Annotated in this window: 13 protein-coding genes and 1 tRNA gene; 6 read left to right on the plus strand and 8 right to left on the minus strand. The window is 49.4% G+C overall.

Translation table 11 applies throughout. The features are described 5' to 3' along the window. Positions 1-29: 29 nt before the first annotated feature. The 4 genes from KQI64_RS00915 to ilvA form a co-directional block, all read right to left on the minus strand. Complete coding sequence (locus KQI64_RS00915) at positions 30-602, minus strand: dipicolinate synthase subunit B (protein WP_216522898.1); 573 nt, start codon at positions 600-602, stop codon at positions 30-32. After that, on the minus strand, positions 599-1471 hold the full coding sequence (gene dpsA / locus KQI64_RS00920) for a dipicolinate synthase subunit DpsA (RefSeq protein WP_216522899.1): 873 nt from the start codon (positions 1469-1471) through the stop codon (positions 599-601). Before dpsA ends, KQI64_RS00915 begins: the two co-directional genes overlap by 4 nt. Positions 1472-1594: 123 nt before the next feature. Next, positions 1595-1966 (minus strand): RidA family protein, encoded by a 372-nt coding sequence (locus KQI64_RS00925; protein ID WP_253289132.1) that lies wholly within the window; start codon positions 1964-1966, stop codon positions 1595-1597. Between the two features lie 19 nt (positions 1967-1985). Then, the gene (ilvA, locus tag KQI64_RS00930; RefSeq protein ID WP_330622906.1) at positions 1986-3182 is read right to left on the minus strand and encodes a threonine ammonia-lyase; all 1197 of its coding nucleotides are present in this window, start codon (positions 3180-3182) and stop codon (positions 1986-1988) included. Between the two features lie 322 nt (positions 3183-3504). On the opposite strand from ilvA, the gene KQI64_RS00935 reads away from it, so the two are divergent. After that, positions 3505-3876 carry a metal-dependent transcriptional regulator gene (locus KQI64_RS00935; RefSeq protein ID WP_216522900.1) on the plus strand — a complete coding sequence of 124 codons (372 nt, stop codon included), beginning with the start codon at positions 3505-3507 and terminating at the stop codon, positions 3874-3876. Positions 3877-3912: 36 nt separating this feature from the next. Here KQI64_RS00935 and KQI64_RS00940 read toward each other — a convergent pair whose 3' ends face one another. After that, the gene (locus KQI64_RS00940; protein ID WP_216522901.1) at positions 3913-5625 is read right to left on the minus strand and encodes a cohesin domain-containing protein; all 1713 of its coding nucleotides are present in this window, start codon (positions 5623-5625) and stop codon (positions 3913-3915) included. A gap of 180 nt (positions 5626-5805) precedes the next feature. Between KQI64_RS00940 and KQI64_RS00945 the strand changes: the two genes are divergently transcribed. Continuing rightward, on the plus strand, positions 5806-6360 hold the full coding sequence (locus KQI64_RS00945; protein WP_216522902.1) for a Maf family protein: 555 nt from the start codon (positions 5806-5808) through the stop codon (positions 6358-6360). A 76-nt stretch (positions 6361-6436) separates the two neighbouring features. Here the strand turns inward: KQI64_RS00945 and guaA are convergent, their stop codons facing one another. Further along, complete coding sequence (gene guaA / locus KQI64_RS00950; protein WP_334299526.1) at positions 6437-7390, minus strand: glutamine-hydrolyzing GMP synthase; 954 nt, start codon at positions 7388-7390, stop codon at positions 6437-6439. 222 nt (positions 7391-7612) lie between these two features. Between guaA and KQI64_RS00955 the strand changes: the two genes are divergently transcribed. Continuing rightward, positions 7613-9532 (plus strand): EAL domain-containing protein, encoded by a 1920-nt coding sequence (locus KQI64_RS00955; RefSeq protein ID WP_216522904.1) that lies wholly within the window; start codon positions 7613-7615, stop codon positions 9530-9532. 113 nt (positions 9533-9645) lie between these two features. On the opposite strand, the gene glmS is transcribed toward KQI64_RS00955, so the two are convergent. Further along, entirely contained in the window at positions 9646-11472 is a 1827-nt protein-coding gene (gene glmS, locus KQI64_RS00960; RefSeq protein WP_216522905.1) for a glutamine--fructose-6-phosphate transaminase (isomerizing), read from the minus strand. Positions 11473-11874: 402 nt separating this feature from the next. On the opposite strand from glmS, the gene KQI64_RS00965 reads away from it, so the two are divergent. The 3 genes from KQI64_RS00965 to KQI64_RS00975 all read left to right on the plus strand — a co-directional run bounded on the left by KQI64_RS00965 (position 11875) and on the right by KQI64_RS00975 (position 13547). Next, on the plus strand, positions 11875-12057 hold the full coding sequence (locus KQI64_RS00965) for a hypothetical protein (RefSeq protein ID WP_216522906.1): 183 nt from the start codon (positions 11875-11877) through the stop codon (positions 12055-12057). 36 nt (positions 12058-12093) lie between these two features. Continuing rightward, entirely contained in the window at positions 12094-12297 is a 204-nt protein-coding gene (locus tag KQI64_RS00970; RefSeq protein WP_216522907.1) for a hypothetical protein, read from the plus strand. 206 nt (positions 12298-12503) lie between these two features. Next, complete coding sequence (locus KQI64_RS00975; RefSeq protein WP_216522908.1) at positions 12504-13547, plus strand: HipA domain-containing protein; 1044 nt, start codon at positions 12504-12506, stop codon at positions 13545-13547. Between the two features lie 299 nt (positions 13548-13846). On the opposite strand, the gene KQI64_RS00980 is transcribed toward KQI64_RS00975, so the two are convergent. Further along, a tRNA-Leu gene (locus KQI64_RS00980) sits at positions 13847-13930 on the minus strand. Between the last annotated feature and the right edge of the window lie 5 nt (positions 13931-13935).

Here is a 13935-nt window from a genome sequence, read left to right on the forward strand (position 1 = left end):
CGGCAGGTACAATACCTGCCGCGTAAAAATTATTCAAACACAGGCTGAACCTGTCTGTACTCAAGCGCCGCTTCAATACAGGGCTTAAGCTTTTTGAAGTCCGCAACGAGCGAATTCGGCTTCTTGACAGGGTCGTCCTGCTTCATGGGTACGAAAAAGATGTTCTTTGTGTTCAGCAATCTGCCTATATTCTGAGCGGAAGCGCCTAACGCGTCGTTTGTCGCCACGCAAAGCAGCACGGGTCTGAGTATGCGCAGGTGGGATTTTGCCGCCATCGTGACAGAGGTGTCCGTCACTCCGAGGCTGAGCTTCGCGAGAGTATTGCCCGTGCACGGCGCTATCACGAGCAGATCGCACATTTCCTTAGGACCTATCGGCTCGGTCTGAACTGCCGTGGTGAGCACCTTTTTTCCCGTGATAATCTCTGCGCGCTCAATCATCTCGCTCGCCTTTCCGAAGCGCGTATCTGTACCGGACGCGTTGCCCGACATTATCGGTATCACGTCGTATCCGTCATCGACAAGCGCGCGCATCTGCTCAAACGCCCTTGAAAAGGTGCAAAAGGAACCGCACATCGCAAACCCAATGGTTGCCTTTGTCACCGGTTAACCTCCTCAATCATTCTGTATACTGTTGTTTTTATTATTTCTCCCGCCGTTTTCGGAGCGCATTTTCCGGGCAGCGAAAGCGCCCTCTGAGCGTCTATCCTCAGCGCTGCCGCCGCGTCGAAATCCACTCCTCCGGGCAGGGACGCCAGATCTATCAGCAGTGTATCGCGGCCGGTGTTTTGCAGCAGCTCCCTGTCAAATATTATCTTCGGCACCGTGTTGAACACGATATTGTAACCGCGTATCTCAGACAGCTCCTCCGTATTGACAAAGTCATAGCCCAGCGCCCGGATAAACGCTCTGTCGGTCGAGCTTCTCGCGCTGACCGTCACGCTTGCTCCGAGAGCCTTCAGCATACGGGATAGGATTTTTCCTATCCTGCCGAAGCCCGTCACCAGACAGGACGAGCCTGCTATTGTTCCCTCGTAGGCGCTCATTGCGCACTCTACAGCGCCCTCGGCTGTAGGAACAGCGTTTAGCACCGAGAAGTCGTCCCTTGCGGAGTAGTCAAAAATCTTCGCGCCCTTGAGCGACGGGTAAGCGCGGATCAGTTTCTCTTTCATCGAGGTAAACACCGGCTTTTGCTTGAGCAGCTCCTGCTCCTCCTCGTCAAAATACAAGGTGCTCTGCGCGAACGGAGCGTTCAGACTTCCGTCAGCCCTCACAGGAGGAAGCGGCAAAAGCACGGCGTCGCTGTAGCTCAGCGCCGTTCTGACGTCGGCGATCGAGATGCCGCCGAAGCTTTGCAGATTGTCGAACCCTCCGAGCATGACGCGGTACCCGTCCTTGACAAGCGAATCCGCCAAAAACAACTGCCTTTTATCGCCGCCGATTATTCCGAAGCTTAATATTTTATTCTGCATAACACAACACCAACCGTAATCACTGATAATTCATCATATGATTTTTCCGGCGGAAGGTTACTGCGGGCTGAATCAAAGCACAAAAAAAGCAGGCTCTCGCCTGCCTTTTGTTCTTTTTCAGAATTAAATCTCCGCGATTACCTCGACCTCTACCAATACATTTTTGGGCAGGGTCTTAACAGCTACGCAGGAACGCGCGGGCTTTGAGGTAAAATATTTACCGTAAACCGCGTTGAACGCCGCGAAGTCATTGATATCCGCGAGGAAGCATACCGTCTTGACCGCCTTGTCGAGCGAGGAGCCAGCCGCCTCGAGAACATTCTTGAGGTTGGTGCAGACCTGCTCGGTCTGAGCCTCGATAGTCTCAGCCTCAACCGCGCCTGTAGCGGGATTGATAGCGATCTGACCCGAGGTGAACACAAGTCCGTTGACCTTTACCGCCTGTGAATAGGGACCGATCGCGTCGGGAGCGTTCTTTGTATAAACATAATCCATGATAAATACCTCCTATAAATCAAACGAGCTTGAAGCCGGCGCTCTTGAGCGCCTTGGAAATCTCGTTAACATGCTCAAAGTTTCTTGTCTCGAGAATAATTCTCAGATAAGCCGCAGTTACGTCCGTACCCTCGCCGGCTCTTTCGTGGTGAACGGAGATGACGTTCGCGCCGTGGTCGGCGATGATCTTTGATACAGCAAGCAGCTGACCGGGCTTATCCTGGAGCTGAATGCAGAGCGTCTGCTGTCTGCCGCTCATGATCAGACCGCGCTTGATGACTCTGTTGAGAATCGTCACGTCGATATTGCCGCCTGAAACGATGCAGACGACCTTCTTGCCCTTGACGGGGAGCTTGTTATACATAACCGCCGCAAGAGGAGCAGCACCTGCGCCCTCGGCGATCATCTTCTGTGTTTCGATCAGCTTGAGAATCGCCGACGCGATCTCGTCGTCGGAAACGGTCACAATATCGTCGACGTACTTGCTGATATATTCAAACGTATGCTCGCCGGGCTCCTTGACCTGAATGCCGTCAGCAATCGTGGATACCTTATCGAGCGACACGATCTTGCCCTGCTTAACGGACTCGTACATCGAGGGTGCGCCCTCAGCCTGTACGCCGTAGACCTTGATATTTGGATTCAGACTCTTTATCGCGAGCGCGACTCCCGAGAGCAGACCGCCGCCGCCTATCGCCGCGACAACCGCGTCGACGTTGGGCATCTCGTTGAGTATCTCCAGACCGATAGTACCCTGACCGGCGATAACGTTCTCGTCATCGAACGGGTGAATAAATGTCAGGTTCTTCTCGTCGCGCAGACGGAGAGCCTCGTTGTACGCGTCGTCATACACGCCCTTGACCATGCAGACCTCAGCGCCGTAGCCCTTGGTAGCCTCGACCTTTGAAATCGGAGCGCCGTCGGGCAGACAAATGAGCGACTTGATACCGTACTTTGTCGCGGCAAGCGCAACGCCCTGAGCGTGGTTACCCGCCGAGCAGGCGATAACGCCTCTCTCCTTTTCCTCCTCTGAGAGCTGGGAAATCTTGTAGCCCGAGCCTCTGACCTTGAACGAACCCGTGATCTGCAAATTCTCGGGCTTGAGGTAAACCTCGCAGTCGTCGGTGATAGCCGAAGCCTTTACAATGTGCGTCTGACGGATTACGTCCTTCAATACGTATGATGCGTGATAAATCTTGTCAAGTGTTAACATCATGACACTTCCTTCATCTTCCAAAAATTACACTTCCCCTATTCTACTCCTATTCTCTCAAAAAATCAAGTTTTTTGTTTCGCGTACTAAAGGTTTTATGAATTTTTTGTGTTTCGTTTTCGCGGGAGGGGTTCATCAGACTCGTACCAATCACATTTCTCTTCCAATTGATTCATAGCCGCTGATACAGCACATTTACGCAAAATGAGTTAATAAGACTCGTTCGTACCAATCACATTTCTTTATACTTCCACAAATACAAAAAAGCATTGAAAAAATTTCATTTTTATGATATTATAATTACATAACAATTAGGAGTGATTTGATGCAGCTGAAAGAATCGGGCGAAATGTATCTTGAAACCATATATATTCTCAGTCAGCGCACCGGGTTTGTGCGTTCTATCGACGTTTGCGAGGAGATGGGCTACTCAAAGCCCAGCGTCAGCCGCGCTGTCGGCATTCTCCGCGACGGCGGCTACATCACCGTTGCACACGACGGAGGTCTGCACCTCACCGAAGCGGGTCTTGAGGTCGCTGTGCGCACCTACGAGCGCCACACCGTCCTCACCGAATTTTTCACAAAGCTCGGTGTTGATGAGGAAACCGCCGCAAATGACGCCTGCAAAATTGAGCACGTCATAAGCAGCAGCACCTTTGCAGCATTGAAAAAATACCTAAACGAACAGATGAATTAACACAAAAAAGGACGGCAATGAGCCGTCCTTAATCTTTTAGTTTGTGTTGTTCAAATACTCAATAACAGCGTCGCCGTAAAGAATCATCGTCTTTTCTAGGTCGATAAGCTTCTTTGTAGCAGTACGCTGGGCTTCGCTCAAAGTAGAGTTTTTATAATAATCTCTTCTGATCGCCAACTCCGACTCAACGCTGAACCTTGTTGTATTACTTATCGGATTTTTCTCACTGTCAACAACGGTAAAATACACAAAATCTCTCATCTGATGAGCAGACAGTTCCTTGAATGAAATATAATATTCATCGCTGTATTTCTCAAACTTATTTGCGGGAATGTATGTAGTTTTAAGCTTGGTTCCCTTTTCACCGTTATTATTTGCATAACGGACAACCCTTACGCTCTTTCCGGCAGGATCGTCAATGTTGAAGTAGTATCTCATCGTGATGATATTTCCAAGTACAAGCTGAACTCCCTTGTACTCTGCCTGAGGAGTAGCGACATCGCTGAACTCTCCGTCATTGACCGTCCTCAGATAATAGTTTTTAGCGCTTACTTCATCATTGCTGATCTTGGTATTCTCCTCAGTTACAATTGCCCGCAGGTCAGTATTGCATGCATACGGTTCTTCTTCAAGCCCGCTCTTTATGAGGTCGTCAGCGTAATATCCTTTATAGATCTGGCAATTGGAGCCGTAAAACAGAAGGTCGGTAAAAATCCTGTACCATTTGCTGTTTTGGGGATTTTGCAGCGCAGTATAAATATAATTCCTGACGCTTTTCGTATCTGTATTATAGTGGATTATTCCGTTTTCGGAAGCGGTAACGGTCAGCGTATACTCATCATGCATACGCTGAGGGTTGATGCCCTCATAAATGAATCTGTAATATTCAACATTGTTTATCGTTACCTTGGTACCCGTCAAATCCTTATTCACCGTGCTGAAGCTATCGGAATAATTGATATTCAGGGTGGGGTCTGTCATTTCACCTACAGACTCCGCGGTCAGGAAAAAAGACGTGGTCAGATTTACCGAAAGAGAAAGATTCATGCCGATTCTCAGATTTTCATCCTTAGCCTTCGGCACAATGTTTTCATCATAATCTCCCTCGTAGGCAACCGAATAGCTCTTGTCGGTTATATATACCGGGTGATCTTCTTTAAGCTGATTCTGAAAAACAAGGTAATGCGGCTTCATGTTATTACCGTCAGACTCGAGGAAGCCCAGAGTTCTCAGGTCAAGATTAACGGTGGTCTCTCCACTATTCTTTAACACCTTGAAGGTCACGGAAACAAACGCCGTCTTGCCCTCGCAATCGTTCGAGCCGTTCAGGTCGGTGTAGTTTGCCTTTATCGCGCCGCCCTCGTAGGACGTGGGATTTGTATTATAAATCACGCCTCTCACATCGCCGTTATCGTCAATCGCGGGTTTTATGAAAAGTGCAACATTTCCGTTATTTCCCGGTTTCTCATTGACTCCTGCGGTCGTATCGTACTCAAGATACTCCTCGTCGTACTTCAGAACAAACTCACAGTTGAGCAGAGCGTAATCCTGCACATTATACCAATATGTCACCGTAACCTTTTCCGCATCGGGACTGATTTTCATGGATGAACCCGGGAACAATTGGGTAATATTTGAAGTCGCGTTGACAGTCAGGGATTCCTCAACCGCCGACGCGCTTGTCGCAAACAGCGCTACCGAAGATAACGCGAGAATCAGGGACATCAAAATGGAAATACATTTTTTCACAGCGCATCCACCTTTCACAAAAAATTTTAATACATAGTCATTATACTTCATTTTTATCCAAAAAGTCAAGTGAATATGGAATAATCCGCGGCACATTTTCCAACATAAGTCAGTTTTCTCCTTTACTTTTTTGATAAATCGTTGTAAAATATAAGCAGTATTCAAAAAAGGACTGATTTTATGCTCATACTCGCTTCAGCCTCACCGCGCAGGCAGGAGCTGCTCAAGCTCATTTGTGAGGATTTTCTTGTTGTACCCGCCGGAATCGACGAAAGCATTGACAAGAGCATTACGCTCGAAAGCGTTCCCGAACACCTTGCGGACCAGAAAGCGTCGTTTGTCAGCGAACAGCACCCGGACGACATTGTGATCGGCTGCGACACGGGAGTATTTATCGGCAACCAAATGCTCGGCAAGCCGCACGGAGAAAAGTCGGCGTTCGAGATGCTAAGGCTGCTGTCGGGAAAAACACACCGCGTCATCACGGGCTGCGCGATATACAAGGGCGGCAAAAAGCTCAGTTTTTCTGAGGTCACGGAGGTTGAATTCTATCCTCTTTCAAACGAAGAAATCAAGGAGTACATAGCCACGGGAGAGCCGTCGGACAAGGCAGGCGCTTACGGTATACAGGGCAAGGGCTCGCTGCTGATAAAGGGAATCCGGGGCGATTACTTCAACGTGGTAGGACTTCCTGTGGCAAGGCTGAGCAGAGCGCTGAAGGAATTTATTGAATGACAGAAACAATAACCCCTCCCGAATGGACCATGCGTTCAAACGGGAGGGGTTTATCAGTTGATTTTGCTGCGGGAAATTATTCCCACTCGATTGTTCCGGAGGGCTTCGGGGTCAGGTCGTAGAGCACGCGGTTAACGTTTTCAACCTCAGATGTGATGCGCGCGGTGATGTGCTGCAAAAGCTCAAACGGAACGTTTTCTACGGTCGCGGTCATCGCGTCCTTTGTGTTGACGGCGCGGATGATCACCGGATAAGCGAAGGTGCGCTTGCCGTCCTTTACGCCTACCGACTTGAAATCGGGCACGGCGGTGAAATACTGCCATACCTTGCCCTCGAGACCGTTTTTCGCAAATTCCTCACGGAGGATCGCGTCCGACTCCCTTACAGCCTCAAGTCTGTCGCGGGTGATTGCTCCGAGACAGCGCACGCCCAGTCCGGGACCCGGGAACGGCTGACGGAATACCATGTTGTCGGGCAGACCGAGAGCCTTGCCGACAACTCTGACCTCATCCTTAAAGAGCAGCTTTACGGGCTCAACAAGCTCGAACTGCAGATCCTCGGGCAGGCCGCCGACGTTGTGATGCGCCTTTACTCCGTCGCTCTCGAGAATATCGGGATAAATTGTGCCCTGCGCCAAAAACTCGATGCCGTCGAGCTTTCTTGCCTCCTCCTCAAACACGCGGATAAACTCGGCGCCTATGATTTTTCTCTTGCGCTCAGGCTCGGCAACTCCTGCAAGCTTGTCAAGGAAGCGGTCAACCGCGTCGACATAAATCAGATTAGCGTTCATCTGGTTGCGGAATACCTCAACAACCTGCTCGGGCTCGCCCTTTCTGAGCAGGCCGTGGTTTACGTGCACGCACACAAGCTGCTGTCCGACAGCCTTGATGAGCAGAGCCGCGACAACAGAGCTGTCAACGCCGCCCGAGAGAGCCAGAAGCACCTTTTTGTCTCCGATCTGCTCCCTGAGCTCTTTGATCTGCTCGTCGATAAACGCCTGAGCAAGCTCCGGTGTGGTTATTCTTTCCATTGTTTCGGGTCTTACATTTCCTTGCATATCTTTTCCTCCTGAAAATCTATTTGAAATGATTATACCATATCGGCGCCGCATTGAAAAGAGTTTTTTTCGAATATGCGGACTCTTTTATTTTAGGCAAGTATTCACAAACTAATTCCACATTATTTGTGGAATTTCAGTTGATTTTCGTGTATTATTATTATACATCAGAGTATAAAAAAAGGAGGTGAGGAAATGTTCCATTGGCTAAGTAATTACAACTATGATTTTGCGCTCGCGTCGGTTCCGGTACAGCTCCTTCTGGTGCTTTTTTACTGCTTCAGGCGCAACCTTCCCATTCGTCAAAGTTACTGCTTTCTTGCTGTGATGATTTCTAATTTTGTCATGACCACAGCAGATATCGTATCCTGCGAGATGAATGAGGTATGGAATGACTTTCCGCTTTGGGTTATGTACGCTATAAATATCCTGTATTTTCTCCCCTTCATAATCAGGGGCTGGGCGCTGTTTGCTTACGCTGCTGAGGTTTGCAGAGCGTTCCAGAGACTCGGACGGTGGTTCCGTATCCTCACCCTCATTCCCATGTCATTCGCCGTGATTCTGACACTCTCCACGCCGTGGACTGCGGCAATATTCACGATCGACCCCGCGACCGGCTACCACAACTGCGCGATGTACCAGACGATTTATGTCAGCACCTACTTCTACATCGGCGCGACCTTCTTTGCGGTGATCGTCAGCTGGAAACGGCTCAACACCCGCAACCGCACAGGTCTTGTCGCCTGCAACACAGTGCTTCTGCTCGGCATTATCTTCCGCAAGCTGTTTATCAACACGCTTGTAACGAGCTATTTCAGCATAATTGTTATTATGATTATCTACCTGTCGTCCGAAAACCCAGACCTGTTCTACGAGCGGCGTATCGGTCTTTTCAACAAATACGCGTTCATCAGGATCTGTGACGACTACATAGAAAAGAACATTCCCGTAAACGCGATCATGATAAGCGCTCATAACCTTGAAACCGCAAAGCATCTGTACGGCGCCAATCAGATCCGCAGACAAATGGAGCTTGTCACCAAACGGCTCATGGGCGTTGCCGCAAAGTCGTATATCTTCTATATCGGCAGCGGTAACTTTATCGTGCTGAGCCGCGAAACCTCTGACGCGCCCGAACTGACCGCACGCAAATGGAAGCGGCAGTTTGAGCGGCAGCTGAAAACAAGCGAAGAGCCTGTTCCGCTGACGTTCACGGTAATGCTTATCCCCTTCACAATCCTCAAAAAGGAGCTTGAGCGCATCGACGATTTGCTGCGCTTTTCGGCGTCGAAAAGCTATATCGAGAACCAGCGCGGAAATTTCACGATAACCGAAACGACGCTCAGCAATCTGCAGCGTGAAAGAGATATTGAGACCGCGCTGAAAAGAGCTCTCGAACAGCGGCGTGTTGAAGTGTATTTTCAGCCGATTTACTCAACGGAAAACAAACGCGTTGTCGGCGCGGAGGCTCTCGCACGCCTGAATGACGAACGGCTGGGTTTCATTCCGCCGAATGAATTCATACGCGTCGCAGAACACAACGGAGATATAACTGAGCTCGGCAGACAGATTTTCGACCATGTTTGCAGATTCGTCACAAGCGAAAAGGTCGAAAAACACGGCATTGAATTTATCAACATCAATCTCTCTCCCGCCCAGTGTCTTGACGAGGATCTTGCCGCCGACTTGTCGGGTATCGCGTTTAACCACGGCGTACCGATGAAAATGTTTGACTTCGAAATAACGGAATCCTTCATCGACGACCATCAGGCGATCCTGAAACAAATGACCCAGCTTCAGGCAAGCGGAGCCGAGCTGTCGCTCGACGATTTCGGCACCGGCAACTCGAATATCGCACAGCTGCTCAAGCTGCCTATTCACGTTGTTAAACTCGACATGTCCGTCGTCCACTCCTACTTCAGCGGGGAATCAAGGATTCTGCCCGACCTTATCCGCATGTTCAGAAACGCGGATATGAAAATTGTTGTCGAGGGCGTTGAAACCGAGGAAATGAAAATACGGCTCGCCGAGATGGGCTGCGACTACGAACAGGGATTTTTCTTCTCAAAACCGGTTCCGCCGCAAATTTTTCTCGACTATCTCAAAACCGCATGATTCAAGCAGGCTCAAACGAGCCTGCTTATTGTTTTAAAACGAAACGGCGCGCTTCTCCCGGAGGAAAAACGCGCCGCCGCGTAAGATATGAAAGAATATGGGATAATAGCTGATTATTCAACGGTGACGGACTTCGCGAGATTTCTCGGCTTGTCAACGTCGTTGCCCTTGTTGACAGAAGTATAATACGCGAGAAGCTGCATCGGTACCGTCGCTACCATGGGCATGAGCATTTCGCTTATCCGCGGAACCCGGAGCAGATAATCCGTCGCCTCGCGGTCAATATCAGCCTGCTCGTCGCAGATAACGATAGTCATTGCGCCGCGCGCCTTGACTTCCTTTATGTTTGAAACCGTCTTTTCGAGAAGTGTATTCTGCGTAGCTACGGCGATAACGGGCATTCCCTCCGTTATCAGCGAAATCGTACCGTGCTTGAGCTCGCCTGCCGCGTAGCTCTCGGAATGAATATATGAAATCTCCTTGAGCTTGAGCGAGCCCTCCATCGAGAGCGCGTAGTCAAGTCCGCGTCCGATGTAAAGAAGGCTGTCCGCGGTGATAAGCTTTGTGGAGATATACTGGCAAACGTCAAGCGTCTTTTGAATCGTCTCCTCAATAACCTCGGGCATCGCTATAAGCTCAGAGGTAAGCTGTCTGCATTTGTCCTCGCTGATTCTGCCGCGGGCGAACGCCATTTCAAACGCCAACAAATACATAACCGCGAGCTGAACCATATATGCCTTTGTGGAAGCGACGGCGATTTCGGGGCCGGCGTGGGTGTAAATAACCATATCGGCTTCGCGCGCTATGGAGCTTCCCTTGACGTTGACTACGGCGAGCGTCCTTGCGCCCATTTCCTTTGCAAGGCTCAGCACCGCCTTAGAGTCCGCCGTCTCGCCCGATTGACTGATGATCACGACCAGATCGTCCTTGCCGAGCAGCGGGTCGCGGTAACGGAATTCGCTCGCGATATCCACGGTCACGGAAACCCGCGCGAGCTTTTCTATGACATACTTGCCAACCATTCCCGCGTGCATTGCGGTTCCGCAGGCGACGATGAATATGTTGTTGACATTTTTGAGGTCATCGGGCGTGATTCCGCACTCCGACAAATCGGGAAGCCCGTTCTCGATCCGGGGAGTAACAGTTGTCTTTACCGCCGTGGGCTGCTCGTGGATCTCCTTGATCATAAAGTGAGGATATCCGCCCTTTTCGGCACTGTCCTCGTCCCAGTCGGCGGTATGCAGCTCCTTTTCTATCATTCTGCCGTGCAGACTGCAGAAGTGAACCGAGCCGTTTTTAAGTACGGCGATCTCGCCGTACTCCAGAAGATAGTAATCCTTTGTATACTTTATTATAGCGGGAACGTCTGAGGCGACAAAGACCTCGCCTACGCCCTGACCGACAATAAGCGGACTTTCGCAGCGAACCGCGTACACGGTATCAGGGCGGTCGGCAAAAACTATTCCGAGAGCAAACGAGCCGCGCAGCTCATGCAGCACCTTGCGGATACAGCGGACAGGATTGCCGTCATAGTAAAAATCAAGGAGCTGAGCCACAACCTCGGTATCGGTATCGGAAAGGAACTCGGTGCGCTCGTTTTCGATCAAAAACTGCTTGAGCTGCTTGTAGTTCTCGATAATGCCGTTGTGAACGATCGTGACACGTCTGCCCGAATGCGGGTGCGAGTTTACGTCCGACGGCTCTCCGTGAGTAGCCCAGCGTGTGTGACCGATGCCGGCGTGACCGTGAGGCTTGCCCTCCTTCTCCATCTTGTCGACGAGGTCGGAAAGCCTGCCCTTTGTCTTGGCAACCTCGATTTTTCCGTTTTCAAAAACAGCGATTCCCGCAGAGTCGTAGCCGCGGTATTCAAGCTTTGTAAGCGCCGATACCAGAACGTCCGTACAGTCGCGGGGACCGACATAACCAACAATTCCGCACATAAAAAATGTACCTCCGAAAAACTAACAATAATAACAACTAATACAAAAAAGGCGCAAGGAGCCTTAGCTCCCGGCGCCCTTGCCATGCCATGCTGTCAGTATACACCCATTCTCAGGGTTTGTCAAGAGATATTGCAGCATAGTTTTCTCAGCTTGCAGATTTTCTCAGGATCAGCTAATTTAATTCGTGTTTTCGCCGATATTTTGCATGACTTTTTACTTTTCCTGCAAATTCTCCGTTAATTTCACAAGCGTCGCGCTTATCAGGCAACCAAAAAAATATCAAAACAAAATTTTTTTGAGAATCCTAAGTATTTGTTATGGTCTTGTTATACTCCGTCTGTTATAATAATGTCACAGTCAGAGAAACACTGAATACACAAAGAAAAGGAGACCGGAATTATGTTAAAGCTATTATTTATCGCAATCACCGCCGCAACAGCGGCAACCGCAGCAGCAGCCGCAAAGGCAGCCATCGAAAGTAAAAAGATAACACAGCATGACAGTCTCGTTAACACAACGGTCGTAAGCGAGACATACGAGCTGCCTGAGGATGCAGCAGACGCGGAGTGCTTGTTCATCTGACAACATGACCGTAAATAACGGATAAGGAGTGATAATATGACTGCAATCAAGAGATACGCTATTGATCTGCTCATGAATCTTTCCGACGCCGAAATACTGGCAATACTGGAAAAATACGAATTGACAAAGCCCGATTCCACCGCGAAAGTCGACGCTTCGGCTATGCCGCGGGCGGTATACGCAGGCTTACCGTATGAATATGACAAAGAAAATGAGTTTTTTGAAGCATTGGAGGAATAACAATGCAGATTGATTCTGAGCAAAGATGATGACCCCGCCCGCAATACCGCGGTCGGGGTCGTTTTCTGTTTGATCATATAAATATCCTTGCGGTGTGTCGCCCGGTTGAATACCACGCCAAGCAGCTGTCAAGCGTGAATATGAAATGATAGTTTACAATCATGATAATCTGTGTTAAGATACTATCATAGAAGGGAGCTGATTTCATGGCAGAGCATCGTTTTTTGATTCTTTCCGGCAATACTGTTGTTGCAAAGTGGGAGAACCATACGCTGGACGTACTCGACGAGCGTTTGCTGCCTTTGTATCTGAAACGTGTTGCCAATGCCGAGTACTGGCTTGAAACCCGCGCCATTGATTCTCACCGCGCGAATTCCCGCTTGTTGAAAAAAGCGCTCCGGTTAAAAGAGAAGGATGATATCAGCACCGTTCTTCATGTCAACGCGGCTACCATCACCGATAACTATTGGATCAAACCTCTCGACAGCAGCTTGACTTATGCTGACGTGCGCTTCACTGACGACTACTTTTCCGGTCTTGCCCTCAAAGGAAGCTATCAGAGCTTCAACCGCGCCGCCAATTCAAAGCACAGCAAAACGCCGGAGCTGACGAATATCGGAAGCTACGAAAAGTGTTGGAAGCTGGTTGACGGCAAGTGGTGGATATATAAAGCCGCCAACCACGACGAGATGTTCTCGGAGCTTTTTATTTATCATCTCGGCAAAGAGCTCGGCATGGATATGGCTGTCTATGAACGCGGCGACAAGTGTGTCAAGTCGATCGATTTCACCGACGGCGCCAATGTAAATTTTGAGCCCGCCTTCACTTTTATGGGTGATAACGAGGACTACGAGGACGTTTTTGATAAACTGACGGAGATGTGTCCGCAGGCGGCAGAGGATTATGTCAAGATGATTTTTCTCGACACCATCACCGCCAATCCTGACAGACACACGGCGAACTTTGGATTGCTCCGCGACACGCAAAGCGGAGAGCTTTTCGGTTTAGCGCCGCTGTTTGACCACAACATGGCTCTGATCGCGAGAGGATATCCGAAAGCGCCGACGAAAAATGATATTCTGATTCGTTTATTCAATGACTTCATCACCAGCCATCCCGAGTATAAAAACAGTCTGCCGACTGTCACCGAAACGCTCCTGCAATCCATCCTCAAAACCGTCAACATGAAGGTGCGCGGCAAAGAAATTACTGCGCTGATATTGCAGCGGTATTCCCTGATTGAAAAATGATATTTACTTCACCTGATTCGCAAGGCTTCCTTGCGGATTAATTATATTCCATCAACTTTCTGTGCATACTTACTCGCTGACCTTAAAGTTTTTGCCGTTCTTCAAAGAAAAAGTGGTTTTATAATGCAGTCATGACTGCAGTTGACTGTAAAATTGGCTGTTTTTCAACTGATTTTATCTTTTCTCAAGGGTTCTGAGCTTCACTTACCAAGGTGCCGAAACCCCAGTGTTTAAGCCATTTTCGGGCATTTTAGGAAAAGTTGGCAAAACAAAAGAGGCAGTTAAAAACTGCCTCAAAATGGTGCGAGTGACGGGACTTGAACCCGTACGTCAAAGACACACGCCCCTCAAACGTGCCTGTCTGCCTATTCCAGCACACTCGCATATT

Origin of the sequence: Lachnoclostridium sp. MSJ-17, assembly GCF_018918205.1 — a bacterium.
Lineage (GTDB): Bacteria > Bacillota > Clostridia > Oscillospirales > Acutalibacteraceae > Ruminococcoides.

Bases quoted from the DNA above. Each gene is read 5' to 3' on its own strand.
- KQI64_RS00925 (WP_253289132.1), bottom strand. From the start codon at position 1,966: ATGGATTATGTTTATACAAAGAACGCTCCCGACGCGATCGGTCCCTAT.
- KQI64_RS00970 (WP_216522907.1), top strand. From the start codon at position 12,094: ATGACTGCAATCAAGAGATACGCTATTGATCTGCTCATGAATCTTTCC.
- ilvA (WP_330622906.1), bottom strand. From the start codon at position 3,182: ATGATGTTAACACTTGACAAGATTTATCACGCATCATACGTATTGAAG.
- glmS (WP_216522905.1), bottom strand. From the start codon at position 11,472: ATGTGCGGAATTGTTGGTTATGTCGGTCCCCGCGACTGTACGGACGTT.
- dpsA (WP_216522899.1), bottom strand. From the start codon at position 1,471: ATGCAGAATAAAATATTAAGCTTCGGAATAATCGGCGGCGATAAAAGG.
- guaA (WP_334299526.1), bottom strand. From the start codon at position 7,390: ATGGAAAGAATAACCACACCGGAGCTTGCTCAGGCGTTTATCGACGAG.
- KQI64_RS00955 (WP_216522904.1), top strand. From the start codon at position 7,613: ATGTTCCATTGGCTAAGTAATTACAACTATGATTTTGCGCTCGCGTCG.
- KQI64_RS00975 (WP_216522908.1), top strand. From the start codon at position 12,504: ATGGCAGAGCATCGTTTTTTGATTCTTTCCGGCAATACTGTTGTTGCA.
- KQI64_RS00935 (WP_216522900.1), top strand. From the start codon at position 3,505: ATGCAGCTGAAAGAATCGGGCGAAATGTATCTTGAAACCATATATATT.
- KQI64_RS00945 (WP_216522902.1), top strand. From the start codon at position 5,806: ATGCTCATACTCGCTTCAGCCTCACCGCGCAGGCAGGAGCTGCTCAAG.
- KQI64_RS00965 (WP_216522906.1), top strand. From the start codon at position 11,875: ATGTTAAAGCTATTATTTATCGCAATCACCGCCGCAACAGCGGCAACC.